At 44.0% G+C, this 16,227-nt stretch carries 17 protein-coding genes; 9 read left to right on the forward strand and 8 right to left on the reverse strand.

Features of this window, described 5'->3' with window-relative positions:
* Window positions 1-434 precede the first annotated feature (434 nt).
* The 4 genes from O9332_RS09190 to ftsY all read right to left on the reverse strand — a co-directional run bounded on the left by O9332_RS09190 (window position 435) and on the right by ftsY (window position 4,672).
* A complete protein-coding gene (locus O9332_RS09190; RefSeq protein ID WP_002761591.1) occupies window positions 435-1,718 on the reverse strand; it encodes a DUF3086 domain-containing protein in 1,284 nt (427 codons plus the stop codon).
* Between the two features lie 247 nt (window positions 1,719-1,965).
* Window positions 1,966-2,382, reverse strand: coding sequence for a DUF3119 family protein (locus O9332_RS09195; protein ID WP_002761589.1), 417 nt, complete (start codon window positions 2,380-2,382; stop codon window positions 1,966-1,968).
* A gap of 39 nt (window positions 2,383-2,421) precedes the next feature.
* Entirely contained in the window at window positions 2,422-3,222 is an 801-nt protein-coding gene (locus O9332_RS09200) for a metal ABC transporter ATP-binding protein (RefSeq protein ID WP_002761587.1), read from the reverse strand.
* A gap of 94 nt (window positions 3,223-3,316) precedes the next feature.
* Window positions 3,317-4,672, reverse strand: a complete 1,356-nt coding sequence (ftsY, locus tag O9332_RS09205; RefSeq protein ID WP_002761585.1) for a signal recognition particle-docking protein FtsY — start codon at window positions 4,670-4,672, stop codon at window positions 3,317-3,319.
* Window positions 4,673-4,897: 225 nt separating this feature from the next.
* Here ftsY and O9332_RS09210 point away from each other — a divergent pair, with 225 nt between their 5' ends.
* Complete coding sequence (locus tag O9332_RS09210) at window positions 4,898-5,485, forward strand: Uma2 family endonuclease (protein ID WP_002761583.1); 588 nt, start codon at window positions 4,898-4,900, stop codon at window positions 5,483-5,485.
* A 296-nt stretch (window positions 5,486-5,781) separates the two neighbouring features.
* Complete coding sequence (locus O9332_RS09215) at window positions 5,782-5,967, forward strand: PCP reductase family protein (protein ID WP_002751785.1); 186 nt, start codon at window positions 5,782-5,784, stop codon at window positions 5,965-5,967.
* A 4-nt stretch (window positions 5,968-5,971) separates the two neighbouring features.
* Here the strand turns inward: O9332_RS09215 and moaA are convergent, their stop codons facing one another.
* Window positions 5,972-6,961: a GTP 3',8-cyclase MoaA gene (moaA, locus tag O9332_RS09220; RefSeq protein WP_002761581.1), complete on the reverse strand. Its 990-nt coding sequence runs from the start codon at window positions 6,959-6,961 to the stop codon at window positions 5,972-5,974.
* A gap of 418 nt (window positions 6,962-7,379) precedes the next feature.
* Between moaA and O9332_RS09225 the strand changes: the two genes are divergently transcribed.
* Complete coding sequence (locus O9332_RS09225) at window positions 7,380-8,723, forward strand: DUF3370 domain-containing protein (RefSeq protein ID WP_002761579.1); 1,344 nt, start codon at window positions 7,380-7,382, stop codon at window positions 8,721-8,723.
* A gap of 7 nt (window positions 8,724-8,730) precedes the next feature.
* On the opposite strand, the gene O9332_RS09230 is transcribed toward O9332_RS09225, so the two are convergent.
* From O9332_RS09230 to O9332_RS09240, 3 genes are read right to left on the reverse strand one after another with little or no spacing between them, the layout of a single operon-like run.
* Window positions 8,731-9,243 (reverse strand): TolB family protein, encoded by a 513-nt coding sequence (locus O9332_RS09230; protein WP_002761577.1) that lies wholly within the window; start codon window positions 9,241-9,243, stop codon window positions 8,731-8,733.
* Window positions 9,244-9,266: 23 nt separating this feature from the next.
* A complete protein-coding gene (locus tag O9332_RS09235; protein ID WP_002761575.1) occupies window positions 9,267-9,482 on the reverse strand; it encodes a hypothetical protein in 216 nt (71 codons plus the stop codon).
* Between the two features lie 32 nt (window positions 9,483-9,514).
* A complete protein-coding gene (locus O9332_RS09240) occupies window positions 9,515-9,664 on the reverse strand; it encodes a hypothetical protein (protein ID WP_002748420.1) in 150 nt (49 codons plus the stop codon).
* A 300-nt stretch (window positions 9,665-9,964) separates the two neighbouring features.
* Here O9332_RS09240 and O9332_RS09245 point away from each other — a divergent pair, with 300 nt between their 5' ends.
* The 6 genes from O9332_RS09245 (at window position 9,965) to O9332_RS09270 (ending at window position 16,075) form a co-directional block, all read left to right on the forward strand.
* Window positions 9,965-11,707 carry a hypothetical protein gene (locus O9332_RS09245; RefSeq protein ID WP_288025063.1) on the forward strand — a complete coding sequence of 581 codons (1,743 nt, stop codon included), beginning with the start codon at window positions 9,965-9,967 and terminating at the stop codon, window positions 11,705-11,707.
* A complete protein-coding gene (locus O9332_RS09250; RefSeq protein ID WP_288025065.1) occupies window positions 11,665-12,633 on the forward strand; it encodes a DUF1822 family protein in 969 nt (322 codons plus the stop codon). Before O9332_RS09245 ends, O9332_RS09250 begins: the two co-directional genes overlap by 43 nt.
* A gap of 63 nt (window positions 12,634-12,696) precedes the next feature.
* Entirely contained in the window at window positions 12,697-13,014 is a 318-nt protein-coding gene (locus tag O9332_RS09255) for a DUF433 domain-containing protein (protein ID WP_287691778.1), read from the forward strand.
* A complete protein-coding gene (locus O9332_RS09260; protein ID WP_149985262.1) occupies window positions 13,011-13,358 on the forward strand; it encodes a DUF5615 family PIN-like protein in 348 nt (115 codons plus the stop codon). The genes O9332_RS09255 and O9332_RS09260 overlap by 4 nt, the downstream gene beginning before the upstream one ends.
* A gap of 46 nt (window positions 13,359-13,404) precedes the next feature.
* Window positions 13,405-14,997, forward strand: coding sequence for a CHAT domain-containing protein (locus O9332_RS09265; protein ID WP_288025069.1), 1,593 nt, complete (start codon window positions 13,405-13,407; stop codon window positions 14,995-14,997).
* 79 nt (window positions 14,998-15,076) lie between these two features.
* Entirely contained in the window at window positions 15,077-16,075 is a 999-nt protein-coding gene (locus O9332_RS09270) for an IS630-like element ISMae24 family transposase (RefSeq protein ID WP_288025072.1), read from the forward strand.
* Window positions 16,076-16,227 lie beyond the last annotated feature (152 nt).

The following is a 16,227-nucleotide window of genomic DNA, read 5'->3' on the forward strand; positions in this document are numbered from 1 at the left end:
TAGGGTCTGCTGAAAAAGTTTTTCCTGGGGGTAGGAGTCAGTAGCCGGTCGTCAGTAGCCAGTCGTTTCAGGCTTTGTTGCCCTTGTTTTGTGTACCAAGCGATGTACTACAAGAAGGATAATGCAAGGTTTTTGAAAGTCCCAATCCTATTTTCGCAGCATGAACATCGGACTTTAACAGGTCAAAAGCCTTATTTTAAAAGGGTTTTACCATTATTAAGCAAGCCCTAGTTAGGGTATGCCGAATAAATCTAAAAACCTTATCCAACAAGGTTTTTAGATTTTTTTTACCTCAAAAAGTGCCGACCCTTGCAGTAATCGGCGGGAAAATTCCGGGACTTTTTCCCTGAAAATTAGGTAATTGACCCCCTCAAAATTGGTAAAACCCTACACCCTGCCGCCAGGAAAAACTTTTTGCCGCAAACCCTAATTAGTTAATACCAATAACTAGAACTTTGTTGGGGTTCAGGGGCAAAAGCTAACCAGTAGGGGAATTGTAAAAGAGCGAAATTGAGCCGTTCTTCGGTATCATCGATGATAATGAGCGGTGAATATTTATCCTCAATTAAACGTTCCGCTTTTTGAATTAAAGCTTCGGGAGACTCAAAGAGAACGATGCCGCGGTCTGGTCCAAAATCGGCGCGGGAAATGCCGAGACAATCTTGGAGACCGCGCCGCCATTCGCCTAAACGTTCGGGACTATTAGCCAGAACGAGAGAACGGAAGCGATCGCCCTGTAATTCCGCCATAATCGAGATAATTGCCGAAGCGACCAGAATATTCTGGAGACGGCTGCCCATACCGCGAACAGTACCCCGGCCCCCCTGTTTAAAGAACCACTGTTGCACCCGTTCGGCGTGAATTGGTTCAAAAGTGCGCCGTAATTGCCAAGGCGGACCGTAATAGTCAGGACGACTGCGATAACGGTCTAAAAGAGTTTGGATGCGCTGATTTTGCTCAGAAAAGCCCTGTCTGGGGGTAGATTGTCCCACCGGTTCCGATTCATAACCCGAACGGTTAGAGCGACGGGGTTCTTGCCAATTATCCCGGCCCTGGTTACTGCTACGGGAGGGACGGGGACTTTCTTCGCGATCATCCCGGCCTTGACTGCCACGGGATGGACGGGGGTTTTCCTCCCGTTCGGTCCGCAGGGGAGGTTCCACGGGTCGGGGGGATTTTTCGGGGGTCTCAAAACGGGGTAATTCCAACTGTTCGGCAGCCGCGGCCAAATCCTGTAAACTGCCCACCAGATAGTCTTTAAATCCCTGAACCCGCACGGCCATATCCTGGGAGACTCCGGCGAAATTACTCCGCATTTCCTGCCGAATCCGCTCACGACGGCGTTCTAACTGTTCGATCGCCACTTCTAACGCCTGTTTGCGTTGTTCTAGGTCTTTTACGCCTTCCTTGAGCATTCTTTCGATTTGAGCTTTGATATCTCCTAGTTCCTCGGCGATCAAGCGTTCTCTTTCCGCTTTTAATGCCGAGATTTCTGCCTCTAGGCTCTGTTTTTGCCGTTCTAGAGCCTCGATTTCTGCCCGCAGGGGTTGCGCCTGCGCTGTGGGAACTAATTCGCCTTCGGGGGCGATTGCCGATGGCAGCGGATTCTCTACTGGGCGATCGTTCCAGAGATCATCAAAACTAAATTCTTCGACAGATTCATTGGGTAAGTCTGTCATTTTGTCAAGGGGTAAAACATTAAAATCTTCTGAATTCATCGGCTTTAGAAATGCAGAGCGAACAGAGGGCCAAGGCAGGCAATTAAGTAAGTGGTTCTAATTAATAGACGATATATCTTGCCTTCGATCCCCCCTGCCCCCCTTAATAAGGGGGGTGCCGATAGGCGGGGGGATCCCCCCTGCCCCCCTTAATAAGGGGGGTGCCGATAGGCGGGGGGATCTGACAATTTTTAACACCTACCTACTTAAGACGCTATTAATTGCTAGATTTTATTTTAACTCAATCTTAGTTCGCTTCTGAGTCGATCGCTGGCGATGCTGCTAAAGGATAGTATTTTTCGAGGCACAGTCTCAGGGTTGCGCTGTCAAAGATAATGGGCAAAAAATGAATGCTGTTAATTTCTTTGAAATAAAATAGGATCGGGACTTTATTCCAGAAAATCCGCCAATTTTGCCATTCTTGGTAGGGAAAGGAGCGAATTTGTTGCCCAGATAGATAGACATCTAAGGAGGTGGGGGTAAACTGGAGACGAATGCGGGTAGTCTGGAACATCAAGAATAGCCCTAACAGGGAGAAAATTATGCCCAGCCAGACCTGTAAAAAGAGTAAAGGCAGCGATAAAATTACCAAAAACAGGGGAATTCGATAGTTAGGAGCCAGTTCGATCGTTCCTGTTACTTCTTGCGGGGAAATAGTTTTCATCGGTGTCCCTATCGGCAGTCAGCCAAAATATCTTCGCTTCTAGTTTATCGCATTGTTTTTCGAGAGGCGATCGAAATAATCGAGACTCGAGCGGGGATGATCTGGTGGTGTCATGGCATCATAGAAGGAGACTTTACCCCCATAGGCACGCCGGAGATTAAAATCAGTTAAGACCTTAGACCGTTGATCGGCGAGGATCAATTCTTTATTTAAGAGGATTAAATCAGCAAAATGGGTGATAGATTCGCCTAAATCATGGTTAACCACCAGGACAATTTTATTTTTTTGGGCTAACTCACCAAAGATATTAAAAAGAACCCCCTCGGTTTTTTGATCTACCCCAACGAAAGGTTCATCAAAACAGAAAATCTCCGCTTCTTGGGCCAAAGATCTGGCTAAAAAGACTCTTTGCTGTTGTCCTCCCGACAGCTGACCGAGGGGACGATGGCGTAAATCAGCCATTTCCACCCGTTCTAGGGCATTTAAAGCCTGTTGACGACTAATATGGGAAAAAGGACGAAACCAACCGGTTTTTCTGACTCTCCCCATCATTACCACATCCCAAGCGGTGACGGGATAGGTCCAGTCGATTTGAGATCTTTGGGGAACATAAGCGACTTTATCCAGTTGTTGCTGTAGAGATTGCCCTTGATAGTTAACGGTTCCCTGTTGTACGGGAATTAATCCTAGCATGGCTTTGATCAGGGTACTTTTACCCGCGCCGTTGGGACCGATAATACCGGTTAATCGTCCGGGATAAATTTTCAGGGTGATATCCCGTAGGGCTTCCACGCCGCGATAATATACTCCTAGATGACTAACTGTAATTGTCCTTTGCATAGTTGTTACCCCGAGTCTCCATTTCTAGCATAACTAAAAATGAGACAATTATGAAGCAACCATGAAAAGATTATGAAAGATAGCTAGGGTGAGATTAATCGCCACTCAGTAAAGCTTCCACGAATTCGTAACTGGAAAAGGGCCGCAGATCCTCGATTCCTTCCCCAGCACCAACAAAGCGAATCGGTAGGTTAAGCTGACGCGCTACGGCAAGGGCGACACCTCCTTTAGCTGTACCATCGATTTTAGTCAGGATCACGCCGCTTAATTGGGCAGCTTCCGAGAAAACCTCGGCCTGTCGCAGCCCGTTTTGTCCTAAAGTGGCATCGAGAACTAGAAGGGATTCCACCACGGCACTCTCGGCTTTTTTGTCGATAATGCGGCGAATTTTGCTTAATTCTGCCATTAAGTTCTTTTTATTCTGCAATCTTCCCGCCGTATCCACTAAGAGTAATTCTACCTCCCTGGATTTAGCGGCTTCGATGCCATCGTACACCACGGCGGCCGGGTCGGTATTTTTGCCCGGGTTGGCAATTACTTCGACTTGCGATCGCTCTCCCCAAACTTTCACCTGTTCCACGGCAGCAGCGCGAAAGGTGTCGGCAGCGGCGATTATACAGCTATAGCCAGATTGTTTAGATAAATGGGCTAATTTGCCGATAGTCGTCGTTTTACCGACTCCGTTAACTCCTGTGAGCATCCAGATATTTAATTTGCCTTTTTCTGGCTCAAAACCGGGGTTGCTATAATTGGCTAAAGGTGAATCTAAAATCTCGCGGATAATTTCTTTGAGATATTCGATCGCTTTTTCGGGAGGCAAAGCTTCCTGTTTTAGCTTATTTTGGAGGGTAGTGATAATATAATCGGTGGCATCTACCCCCACATCGGCCTGAAGCAATAAAGCTTCGATTTCCTCCACCGCATCTTGATTGAGGGGACCCTGACCGACCACGGCCTTAAGCTGATTGACCAAGCTGCGGCGCGTTTTGCCTAAACCCTGACGCAATTTTTTTAACCAAGTGATTTCTTCTTCCGAAACGTCCTCTGCTTGTCGTCCCTGATTGGCTAAAACTTTGGCGGACCAGATAAAGTCCTCATCTGGTTCTGTGGGGGTTTCGATGGCGGTTTCTTTGAGAATTTCGAGGCGATCAGATTTTTTCAGCCATGCGGGGGTATTATCCTCGGTTTCTTCTTCTTTAACCGGTTCTTCCTCTTGCAGAGGTTCGGTTTCAGCAATAGATGTTTCAGAGGGTTCGCTCACGACGGCCTCGGCCGTGGCTTTTTTCTCTTGAATATTTTTAAAGGCTTTTTTAGCCCAATCTAAATACTCTTCCTGACTGGTTGTCTCGCTAGTCGTCGGGGTTGCCTCGCTGGGGGTTTCCTCTACGGGTGCGGGGGGTGTTTGTTCTTGTTCGGGTTGGACTTTCTGACGACGGAACCAGTTAAACATAGGAGAAACTAAACATAAAACTATTTATCTAGTTTATTTTAACCTTTGGGGTGAGCAATTTTGATAGTTAGATTTTTAATTGTGGATTTCTCAGCATTTTTTGCCAGAGATTAAGCAAAAAATATGATCCGAGCCACTCAATTGATAACCTTGCTCAAGGATAACTTTGTCTCTTTTTAGAGAAATGCTGTATCCTAGAAAATAGAAGAGGAAGGAGAGTCAAAAATGTTAAGGACTACCGAAACTAAATATTATACTCCCGAAGAATATCTAGCTCTGGAGGAAACATCCGAAGATAAAAATGAATATCGTCAAGGAGAAATTATCCCAATGGTAGGAGCCACCACTAATCACAATCAGATTTGTCTAAATTTTTGCCGTAATTTTCCCTTAAATATCAATAATCAAGATTATTATACCTACATGGAAACGGTGCGTTTATGGCTGTCAGATTATAGTATTTACACCTATCCCGATGTGATGGTGATTAAAGGTCAACCTCTCTATCAAGGGAATAGTCAATCTAACGTGATCAATCCTTTAATTATTGTCGAAGTTCTCTCTAATTCTACCCAAGCTTATGACCGAGGGGATAAGTTTAAATTCTATCGTTCTCTGCCAACTTTTCAGGAATATATTCTGATCGAACAATCTAGTTATAGTGTGGAACGTTACTATAAACAAAAGGATGATCAATGGTTAATTGATTTCGTCACGGGGGAAAATGCGGTTTTACAATTGGTGTCGGTGGATTGGCAGATTTCTTTTCAAGATTTATATCAAAGAGTAAATTTCGACCTAGCAGAAACCTAAAATAGACCTCTTGCAAAAATCAAAAATCTTCCTTTAGGTGAGGAGTCAGGAGCCAGTAGTCAGTAGTCAGGAGAATTAAGAATGAGCATTAATCAATTAAATGCTCTATTTGGTTATTTTATGCAATTTTATGCTTATTTTTCTCATTTTTGCCCTCTCAAAAATTAATTATGCAAGAACTCTAATTAAGAGAAAGGTGAAAAAGAGTCGCTATCAAGAAACTCATCATTTAATTAGCTTGGCAATAAATAGCTAATCTTTTTTGGTATAATAGACGGACTACTATTGTTAAATCTATGGACGCTCTAGATTTTTCCGATCAACTACAATGGACCGCAGAAGCAAAAGCAAAACTAAAAAATATTCCCTATTTTGTTCGTTCCCAAGCGCGTCAAAGGATAGAAGAATTAGCTCGTCATGCCGGTTCCGATCGAGTTACCGTGGAAATGGTAGAACAGGCTAGAGTAGAATTCGGACAGTAGATTTTTAGCCGCCAATTTGGGACATAGTACGGGTATAAATGCCGCTTGATGTGCCAGAATCACGCAGTTTAAAGTTTATTTCTGCTTTCAGTTCCATTAATTTCTGGACTTTTTCCCTGATTTCTGCCGGCGAAATTCCCTGACGGAGGGCGGTTTTTAGGTCAATTTGTCCGGTTTCGTTGAGGAGACAGGGACGCAACCAACCATCGGCCGAGAGACGTAGGCGGTTGCAGCGATCGCAAAAACATTCCGACATCTGACTGATAAAGCCAATTGTACCCTTAGCCCCCGGAATTTGAAAAACATCGGCTGGACCATTTCCCCGCACTTGACCCTCATTTAAGCCCCATTTTGCCCGAATTCGCCCCCTTAATTCCTCGTTCGCAATCCAAGCTTTTTCTTGAAATAAATCACCGTTACCGATGGGCATAAACTCGATAAAACGGACGTGCCAACGCTTCTCGATGGTCAAAGCCGCTAAATCCTCCACTTCTGCCTCATTTATCCCCGGAATTACCACCACATTCAATTTTAAGGGGTCAAAACCCACTCTCTGGGCCGCTTGAATACCTGCCCAAGTTTTTTGCCAACGACTCCGGCCGCGATTACCGATAATCTTATCGAAAGTGTCGGGGTCGAGGGAGTCTAAACTGATATTAATCCGTCTTAGTCCGGCTTCATACAACATTTCGGCTAAATTGTCAAGTAAATAGCCATTGGTGGTCAGAGCTAAATCGCTAGTGGCAGATAAAGAGGCGATATCGCGCACAATCTCCACTACTTCGGGATGTAAGAGAGGTTCCCCACCAGTAAGGCGAAATTTGCGGAAACCGAGGGGAATAAAGACATTTTTGACTAAAGTAAGAATTTCCTCCCGGGTGAGTAAATCTTGCGGTCGAACAGATGCCAATTCTGCATCTTCAGGCAGACAATACTGACAGCGAAAGTTACAGCGATCGATTAAACTAATCCTGAGATAGTCAATTTGGTTCATGTTCACGGGGAAATACCGTTATAAAACTTCATGAATTTATCATAACAATTCTGGCTCGATCGATATCTAGACATCGGCTACATCTAGATTTTAGTCTATGATGACAATAGATTTCCTCAATGGCAAGGGCAAATAATGATTGGTAAATTTGATAATTTTTCTTGATTGTACTTAAGTAGGTAGGCGTTAAAAGTTGTCAGATGCCCCCCTTATTAAGGGTAGGGTTGATTCATGAATCAACCCTACCTTATCAAGGGGGGCAGGGGGGATCGAACCTAAAATCCATTTTTAATTTAATTATAACCAGCTACTTAACACCGGAAAGAAATATTAACCAATCCTCTAGATATAGACAAACAGAATACTATCTAAATTGAGCGAGCCAGTAATGCTATGATCAAAAAATAATTATCTTGAGATGGTAATTTGTGTGATGTTACCTTTTTTACTACCCATTGCCCAAACTCCTCCTATTGTAGAAATAATTCGACCGGCGCAGGTGCGTCCTTTACCGAATCAACTAGATCAAGTTCCCGTTTTTAATAGCAATAGTCCCGAATTATTGCTAGGAGAAGGGATTTTGCTTTCCACTTTTCCCCCCCAAGAGAAAAGTTTTCCCTCGGCCCATTTAAATTATGCTTTTCAGGGACGCTTTGATATTTTTGCCCACCATATAGCGAGGGGGAGTTTTCCCGATAATTTACGCAGCCTTTATCTGGGTATATTACTCCACAATCCCAGTTCTAATCCCGTGACCGTTAAAATTCTGCAAGGAGCTAGTTATTTGAGTCAACCCGATGCAGCTTTTATCGATTTACCCGCACAAGTGGAAAATAATCAGGGGACAGTTTTTGCCGGGCCGGGAAGTCGGGTAATGGGGGATATTTTAATGGGGCAGCGTCAGGATATTTTTCCCGATAGGATTATTATTCCCCCTGGGGAGAGTTTTATGGTCTTAAATGCGGCGATTCCTGTGCGCGATTTGACTCCCCCTTTAAACGGTAGGTCCACTTATCTCCGTCTGGAAAGTGACGGTCTTCTCTACGCTGCTAGTTTAGCTCTTTATGCACCCTTAGACGAAAATGGGCAAGAAAGACCACCAAATCTGACAGAGTGGCAAAATTTGCTAGAAAAAGGCGATTTATCGACTCCGCGGGATCGAGCGCCCACTCCTCCCCATAGTCAAGGACAGATAATTTATGGACGGGTAGCGGGAGTGTCCCAAGGTTCAGCTTGGCCAGCCCGATTGGTCGATCGAGCTTCTTTATGGTTAAATATTCCTGATTCTGGTCAATCTATAGCCTATGGGATTAGTACCCTACCCGGGGGCAAATTGGGAACGGAACAAAATCAAAGTGCTAGTATGTTAGTTCGCTATCCCGATACGGCCTATCAAGCTCATGGTAATTACGGTGTGGAATATAGGTTAAGTTTACCTCTATTTAATGGGAGTGATGAGGCGAAAACGGTGACTATTGCGCTAGAAACACCGATTAAAGAGGATGTTATTGGGCCGGGTTTGCGTTTTCTCGATCCGGCTGCCCCACAAGTGTTTTTTCGGGGAACAGTAGCCGTCAATTATAGCGATGACCAGGGACAGGCACAAAGCAGATTTTTCCATCTCGTCCAAAGACGCGGACAAGAGGGGCAATCTTTAGTGAGTCTGACTATTCCTCCGGGGGATTGGCGTGTAGTACAGGTAAATTTTTTATATCCACCAGATGCCACTCCTCCACAGGTTTTAACGATTAAGACCGAGTAGAACAAGTTTAAAATTGGCCGTTAACGATCGCAATATTCCATTGACCGTCTTGGTTGGTTTCAAAGGCAATTTGGCGACCATCACCGCTAATGGTGGGATTGCGGACGCTTCCCCGCAGGTTAGCGGTTAACAGGGTTGCACGGGACCGGGAACGATCATAAACCATGACATCACTTTTACCGCGTTCGCTGGAGATATAGGCAATTAAACGACCGTCAGCATTCAGAGATGGCTGATCTTGGCTAGAATCGCCACGATTTAGGTTAGGAAGATTAACTAAGCGCTTTTCTTGCAGATCGAATAAATATATACTACGACGACCGGAGCGATCGGAAGCGAAGGCTAAATAGCGACCATCAGCACTATAACTGGGAAATTGATCGGGAGCAAAACTATTTAAACCACCGGCGGGAACTTGAGGAGTGATCAAAAGAGGGGAATTACAGCCACTTATCCCCGATAACAGCCCAAAAGAGGCCAAAAATCGCCCCAGCCAGACAAAAAAATTTTTTTCTTTCATCTTGACTTTTGACCCCAAATGTGCTAGTAACTTTCTTCCTTGCCGACGGTTTTGAGGGTAAGTAGTTGATTGCCTTGACTGAGACTATCGGCGATCGCTTCTCGAATCGGCAGGTCAATAGTGGTTTCAGCGAGGATTTCTTGGGCTTTTTGCCGCAAATCTGCCCCGGTATCGGCATCTACTTGGTCTAGATCGAGTAATTCCTGCGATAGCTGTTCGATCGAATTCGGGTTAGTCATAGCTCAGGCTCCCAACAAGCTTAATTACACTTTTATTGTATTGTAAAGAATAAGGCTTCTGTTTGTTTTTGATTTTTCTCAGCGATTAAGGGATTTTGACAAGCAATTAACTTTTCTGATGGATAATCTTCACTCTCAAATTCCACTAAGTTCACTCGATCGAATAATACTAATTGAATCACTATACACGGCCGCCATTTTAGCCTAAACTTCCCCCATTTGTCTATTTAAGGAATATTACAATAAACACGGGGTATATAAAGAAAAGTTAATGGGTTTATCCATTGATGGATAAGGGTTTTCGGCTATTGTAGTAGATATGTATGGGGGGAAGTTCAGCAATACTACCCAATCAGCACCCTCAAGTCTGGCGGTTTAGTGGAAGAGCAGTTTATTGTCCGCATGGCAAGAGGAAAGGCTAGAATAGAATTAGAGAAGATTTTAGACTTTAATAGCAATTACATTTTCTAAGTAGTACGGCTATGAGCATCAGCGATCCCACTAGCCAAAAAGCCTCGTTAACTCAGCTAAATCGCGCTCTCCGGCACTTTACCGACCGACACGAGTTAACCTTGCGATTTGCAGAATATCTCAACGATGACGAGCTTGACCCCCATAAAATCCTATTCTTCTATGGGGATGGTGGCAATGGCAAGTCGCTGCTGCTGAAATTCTTATTGGAAAATTGTTGCAAGCGCTTTCCTTTAGAAACTTGGACAGAACTTAAAACCAAAACCCATCCTGAAATTGTTGAGTTTATTAAGACAATTACTGACTGGGAACGTGACTTTCAATTTGTGCCAGCCGCACTGTTGGATTTTGAATCCCCAGCCAAGTCATCGCGACCAGAACAACCTCAAGAAAATTTCGACGGGCTACTGATTTTGCATAATCAGTTAATAACCAATGCTGCTCGCTTGGGATATAAACTCTCTTTTCCGCTCTATCAGTTTGCTTGCATCTTGTATTTACAACAGAAGGGAAAACTGACAAATGAATCCGTGAATAGATTATTTCCTTCACCGGAACTTTTTGCCTCTAAATTGGCAGTCTTCCTCATTAAAGAGTTACCAAATGCACTTGCCGCCCATATTTTACCCGGTTTCCTGGCGAGTTTGACATCTAGCAGTTGGAATATAATCACCCAAGACTTAGGGGGGGATTTGTCCCTTTATCTACAAGGTCGAGGACTCCAGAAAAAAGATTTTCAACGGATCACCGAGTTAGATCCCGATGCGGAATTGATTGTTGCTTTGCCTAACTTTTTTGCGGAAGATCTCAAGGTCGCCATGCAAAGAGAGGGCGCTCCTGAAAAACTGGTGCTGTTTTTCGACACCCACGAAGCCTTTTGGGGAGAAGGGCGCAATCAAGGAAGTGCCAGATTTTTCAAGCAGGATGAATGGCTGCGGTGTCTGTTGTCGCAGTTGTTGGAGTTGCCCCAAATTGTCATCGTCATGGCAGGACGGGAAATTCCCCAGTGGCATCGAGCCAGCTATTGTTCAATTACAGCGGACAAGTTAGAGTGCAGGCAAGTGTTCAACTTTCAAGTAACCGATGCCCTCGACTACCTACAAAGAGTCGGAATTGAGGATACCCAAGTGCAGCAGAGCTTGATTGCCTATAGTAGTTTTGATGGCGATTCCGTTCATCCTCTCTTGCTGGGGCTATGCGCGGATTTAGTCAGGATGGCGCCAGAAAAAAAAGAAGCCTTTACCGCTGCCGACTTTCAATCCGTTTCCGAGACAGGAGAGGGATTTAATCGGAAATTAGGGATTTTGGTAGAAAGACTCCTGAAATACACAGACAGGGTGTTGGAAGATGCGGTTTATGTCTTGAGTGCCTGTCGAGCCTTTAATGAAGACCTTTACTTTCATCTGGGCGAATCCTTGAAATGCAATCCCTCCCATGCTGCCTTTGACTCGCTCCTCAGTTTTTCCTTCGTCTGGCAGGCAGAACAACAAGGTGAGGGGTGGTATCGTCTTCATCCCTTCATCCGTCGTTTCAACCACGAGCAGAAGCGGGAGCGAACCCAGGCTGCCCATCAAGTCTTGGAGCGGTACTATCGAGAAAGGGGCAATCTGGCTGAAGCTCTCTATCATGCTTACTGGCAAGAACCTCTGAGAGCAAAAGAGGAGTGGATCGAAGTTTTTGGAAAAGCCAACCAACAGGAGGACAATGAACTATGTCAGGCACTAGCGGAAATCAAGAAAGAAATTCCTTTCTAGACGGTCAAATTGCCCAATTAATCGGGGATTATCTAACTCGCTTGCAGCGATATGAGGAAGCTAGGGAGGAATACCAAGAAGCTAGTGAAGGGTATGAAAATATCTCTCCCGCTTCCCCGGACTTTGAGACAGCCCAAAATAACCAAAAAGTAGTTCTGGGAAAACTTAATCGCTTACCAGAGCGGCAGAAATCCAGTCAAGACTACCGTTTAGAAAAGCTCTTTGCTGTTGAAAAGGAACAATCTCGTTCAGTTTCCTTAAAAAGCCGAGTCAATTTGAGCCAATGGTTACAAAATGTTTTTGAGGAAAGCTGGCAGACGATTGAACAGCTTTTTGCACCTGGAGAACCCTGTTTTGCCTATGCTTATGCCTTACGCGAGCGCGGGGCTGATTTTATGGATTCCAAGACGGTTAGCGATTTAATTGAGACGATTTATACCAGTCAGGAGGAGCATCGCCGCAGACAAGCAGCACTGCGCTTGGGAGAGATGGGAACTGCATCTTCTGAGGTATTGGCGGCTCTGACTCACTTGCTAGAGGCAACTCAGGATGAAGAAACCCGTTGGAGTGCGGCAGAGAGTTTATGGCGGCTCGCTCCGCATAACTTGGCAGGTGGGTTGAGGAGAGTTAAAGATTTAGGAATGCTGATCGGGGAACACCCAGTGACTCTAATGGTGGCTGTCTTGCCTAAAACTAACCAAATGATAGCGGTTCTCCTCAGGGTCTATCCGATGCGAAACCAGAAATATTTGCCTGCCCACTTACAATTAGTGGTGCTGGATGAGGCTGGGAAAACCTTTTTGGAAACTGAGGCAAGAGAACTGGACAATTACATCCAACTCAAGTTTAGTGGTTCACCGGGAGAACAGTTCAGTGTCAGGGTGGGACTGGGAGAGGCAAATATTACCGAAGATTTTACCCTCTAGCAGAACTTTCCCCCTGAGAAATTGCTAGGAACTAAAGTACAAGTAAACGGAGAAAGTTTAATCATGAAAACCGCACTAACCGAATACAAGCATATTCAAATAGACGAACGCGGGAGACCAATGATTGCAAGCTCGACAATGAAGGTGATTGATCTGGTGATGGCTCAGATGGCTTACGGTTGGACTCCTGAAGAAATTCAAATCAACCATCGCCATTTGAGTATGAGTCAGATTCACTCAGCCTTCGCCTACTATTGGGATCATAAAGAAGAATTGGACGGAGCGATCGCTGCCGATCTGGAGTATGCCCAAAAAATGCGGCACTCAGCGATCGAGTCGCCTTTTGTGGCCAGACTTAAAGCACAAGGAATTCTCAAGTGAGCCTCAAACTTTATATGGATGAAAACGTACATGGAGCCATCACGATAGGATTGCGCCTTCGAGATGTTGATGTGCTGACAGTTCAGGAAGATGGTTATTCTGGTAGCCCTGACCCCGTAATTCTAGACCGATCAACAGCACTAGGAAGAATTGTTTTTACACAAGACAGGGATTTCTTAGTTGAAGGGAGTCACCGTCAGACAGTAGGAATAGACTTCGCTGGAGTTGTTTATGCTCATCAGTTAATGGTTTCAATTGGCGACTGCATACGCGACTTAGAACTCATCACCAAACTGGGAAACCCCGAAGAATTTGTGAATCGCATTCAATACTTACCCTTTTAAATAGGCGATCTATTAATATTTTTTTTAACAACGACAGGTGGTAGCGATGGCTAAGTTAGTGACTGTTAAATTGGGAGAAGGCAACTGGGAACAGGGATTTCCTGTTATCCTGCAAATTGCTGAGGAAGGCTCCCCTCCTTCGATCGAAGTTACAGGTAAATTGCCAAGCGCTCCGGAAATTCCCCAAAACTATGACCAATGGCAGTCTAGTTATAGACATTTGCCTGTTGTTGTCAGGCTAACAGCACCTGCTACCCAAATTACCAATGTTTCCACTACTGCCGACTGTCGCCAGACCCTTCAAACTTTGCAAGATAGCCTCAAACGCTGGCTGAACTCCGAGTCGTTTCGTCCGGTGAGAGAGCGTCTCTTGGAAAATTTGAACCGTTCCGAACCCATTCGCTTCATCATTCAAGCTGGGGATGGCTATTTGCGGCGGCTACCTTGGAATTTGATCGAGTTCTTTGACCATTATCCCAAGTTAGAGGTAGCGATCGCTGCTTCTTTCTTTGAAAAAATCGTTAGCCCACCTTCCCCCACCAAAAGGCTGAGAATTTTGGCGATTTTAGGTAATAGTGAGGGCATTGACGTGACGGCAGATAGAAGGTTTTTAGAGAATTTGCCGGGGGCTGAGACGGTTTTTTTGGTAGAACCTCCTCGACGAGAGATTAGCGAACAACTTTGGGAACAACATTGGGACATCCTCTTTTTTGCCGGACACAGCCATACGGAAGGGGAAGTGGGGCGCATTTATATTAATCAAAGGGAAAGTTTGACTATCGGTGAGTTAAAACATGGTTTGAGGACAGCGATCGAAGGGGGGTTGCAGTTAGCCATTTTTAACTCTTGTGATGGGTTGGGGTTGGCCAAGGAATTGGAGAATTTGCAAATTCCTCAAGCGATCGTCATGCGCGAACCCGTACCCGATAAGGTGGCACAGGAGTTTTTAAAGCATTTTCTCAAGGCATTTTCTAGGGGTAAATCTTTGTATTTGTCGGTGCGGACGGCGAGAGAACGTCTTGCCGAAGAAGGATTAGATGCGGAACTGCCGGGGGTGATGGGGCTGCCCGTTATTTGTCAAAATCCTGCTGCTACTCCTCTGGTTTGGACAAGGAAGAAGAAGCTATCAATACTTTATCAGGGTAAGCTGGTTATCGGTGCTTTAGCTTTGGGGGCTGTTTTACTGTTAATACCAAAAATAATTACAATTACTTCCCCTTATCGGGTCTATGACCCGAATAAGGAACGGTTGAATGGTGACCTTAAAATTTCCTATCCCAAAAACTGGAAAATCAAATATCCTCCAAATTGGCAAAAAATACCTAGTGCAACTAATACAGAAGTTGTTAAATTTTTAGCACCAAAAGATCATTCTTCAGTTTTTTTTCAACCTAGTGTTATAGTTAGTATTGAACAGATAGAGAATCCTGCTCCACTAGATAAATATACTGACGACACAGTTAAGCAAATTAGTCGGGACTTTTCTCAAGGTTTTCCAATCACTCCAGAACGTACTAAATTGGGTAAGCTTGATGCTACTGAAATCCTCTATACTAAACAACAGGGAGATAAACAAATTAAAATCAAGCAAGTTTGGGCATTAGCACCGAATCATGCTTACGCTTACATTGTTACCTAAGTAGTCATGCAAAATTAATTACCCAAATAAAAAATTAAGAAGTATAATACATAAAAAAACGAAGCAGCAGGAAAATACAATGAGATTGATTAGAGACCTAAACCCCGAGAGCCAGAAAATGCTAGAGAGAATTTATCGAGCTAGTAAACATCATCAAGTAAGAGAGCGAGCGAAATGTATACTCTTAAGTTTTCAGGGAACCACGATAGAAGAATTGAGCGGAATATTTGGAGTTACGAGAAAGACCATCTATAATTGGTTGACGGCCTGGGAAGATAGAAAACTAATTGGTTTTTATAATCGTCGAGGAAGAGGGAGAAAACCTAAATTGACAGAAGCACAAGGTCAACAAGTTATTGACTGGGTAAAAGAAGAACCGAAAAGCTTAAAAAAAATCCAGATAAAAATTGTAGAAGAATGGAAATTAACCGTAAGCAAAGACACGATAAAAAGACTCATAAAAAAAATCAACATGAGGTGGAAAAGGGTGAGAAGAGGGGTCGCCAAAACCCCTGATGAGTGGGAGCTTGAGGTCAAACTACCTATTTTAGAAGAACTAAAAAAACAGGAAAAAAGAGGAGAGATTGAGATAGGATATTTGGATGAAATGGGATGGGATTCAAAGCCTTGTATTCCTTACGCTTGGCAAGAAGAAAAAACCACGATAAAGTTACCACCAATTGAAGGTAAAAGACTAAATATTTTAGGAATAATGAAACGAGATAATCAATTATTTTATGAGACACAGGTCGGAACGGTTACTAGCGAGATAGTTATTAATTTTCTGGATAAATATTGCCAAAATATACAGAAAAAAACCGTCATAATAATTGACCAAGCTTCCATTCATACCAGCGATGCATTTATGGAGAAACTTGAGGAATGGGAAAAGAAAAACTTGAAAATATTTTGGTTGCCCACTTATTCACCTCATTTAAATTTAATTGAAATATTATGGAGATTTTTAAAATATGAATGGATTGAATTTAGCGCCTATAAAGACCGAAAGAGCCTCCTCGCTTACGTTAAAAAAGTGCTGGACAATTTTGGAGGCGAGTATGTAATTAATTTTGCCTAGGTACTTAAACTACAGCAATTCCAAATTCAGAATGTAGCAAGGAATACAGAATACAAAACGCTTTTGCCCTGTAGCTCCCCATCCAAAATCAAGAAGAATTAACGCGAGTAACAGGGATGGCCTCATCGAGCATAAAGTCTAAAAGGTGGTGC

The organism is Microcystis sp. LE19-10.1B (assembly GCF_027530565.1).
Classification (GTDB): domain Bacteria; phylum Cyanobacteriota; class Cyanobacteriia; order Cyanobacteriales; family Microcystaceae; genus Microcystis; species Microcystis aeruginosa.

Excerpts from the sequence above, each read along its gene's own strand:
- O9332_RS09190 (WP_002761591.1), bottom strand. The coding sequence starts at position 1,718 with ATGAATTCAGAAGATTTTAATGTTTTACCCCTTGACAAAATGACAGAC.
- O9332_RS09195 (WP_002761589.1), bottom strand. The coding sequence starts at position 2,382 with ATGAAAACTATTTCCCCGCAAGAAGTAACAGGAACGATCGAACTGGCT.
- O9332_RS09200 (WP_002761587.1), bottom strand. The coding sequence starts at position 3,222 with ATGCAAAGGACAATTACAGTTAGTCATCTAGGAGTATATTATCGCGGC.
- ftsY (WP_002761585.1), bottom strand. The coding sequence starts at position 4,672 with ATGTTTAACTGGTTCCGTCGTCAGAAAGTCCAACCCGAACAAGAACAA.
- O9332_RS09210 (WP_002761583.1), top strand. The coding sequence starts at position 4,898 with ATGTTAAGGACTACCGAAACTAAATATTATACTCCCGAAGAATATCTA.
- O9332_RS09215 (WP_002751785.1), top strand. The coding sequence starts at position 5,782 with ATGGACGCTCTAGATTTTTCCGATCAACTACAATGGACCGCAGAAGCA.
- moaA (WP_002761581.1), bottom strand. The coding sequence starts at position 6,961 with ATGAACCAAATTGACTATCTCAGGATTAGTTTAATCGATCGCTGTAAC.
- O9332_RS09225 (WP_002761579.1), top strand. The coding sequence starts at position 7,380 with ATGGTAATTTGTGTGATGTTACCTTTTTTACTACCCATTGCCCAAACT.
- O9332_RS09230 (WP_002761577.1), bottom strand. The coding sequence starts at position 9,243 with ATGAAAGAAAAAAATTTTTTTGTCTGGCTGGGGCGATTTTTGGCCTCT.
- O9332_RS09235 (WP_002761575.1), bottom strand. The coding sequence starts at position 9,482 with ATGACTAACCCGAATTCGATCGAACAGCTATCGCAGGAATTACTCGAT.
- O9332_RS09245 (WP_288025063.1), top strand. The coding sequence starts at position 9,965 with ATGAGCATCAGCGATCCCACTAGCCAAAAAGCCTCGTTAACTCAGCTA.
- O9332_RS09250 (WP_288025065.1), top strand. The coding sequence starts at position 11,665 with ATGTCAGGCACTAGCGGAAATCAAGAAAGAAATTCCTTTCTAGACGGT.
- O9332_RS09255 (WP_287691778.1), top strand. The coding sequence starts at position 12,697 with ATGAAAACCGCACTAACCGAATACAAGCATATTCAAATAGACGAACGC.
- O9332_RS09265 (WP_288025069.1), top strand. The coding sequence starts at position 13,405 with ATGGCTAAGTTAGTGACTGTTAAATTGGGAGAAGGCAACTGGGAACAG.
- O9332_RS09270 (WP_288025072.1), top strand. The coding sequence starts at position 15,077 with ATGAGATTGATTAGAGACCTAAACCCCGAGAGCCAGAAAATGCTAGAG.